We start from the raw sequence: 258 nt of genomic DNA on the forward strand, positions 1-258 counted from the left end.
TGGAGGCCGACATCGCGTGGCTTGCCAAGGTGGCAGGAGACCATGGAGCGACCATGCTCGACGCCGAGCAGATGCGGCGCGTCGTGGGAACGCCAGCGTACCCGGGGGGGTATCTTGATCCGCGGGCGGCGGGAATCCACCCCTTGAACTATGCCAGAGGGCTGGGTGCGGCCTTGCATCGCCAGGGTATTCCTATCTATATTGCAAGCCCGGTTCGAGCCATCACGCACGATCATGACAGCGTCGTGCTGTTTACAC

The 258-nt window shown here is 62.8% G+C and carries 1 protein-coding gene; it reads left to right on the plus strand.

Going from position 1 to position 258, the window contains the following annotated elements; translation table 11 throughout:
- Positions 1–53: 53 nt before the first annotated feature.
- On the plus strand, positions 54–258 hold a 205-nt coding region (locus WDW90_RS40040), incomplete at its 3' end, for an FAD-dependent oxidoreductase (protein ID WP_336493110.1).

The organism is Methylobacterium nigriterrae (genome assembly GCF_037106235.1).
In the GTDB taxonomy this organism is placed as follows: domain Bacteria; phylum Pseudomonadota; class Alphaproteobacteria; order Rhizobiales; family Beijerinckiaceae; genus Methylobacterium; species Methylobacterium nigriterrae.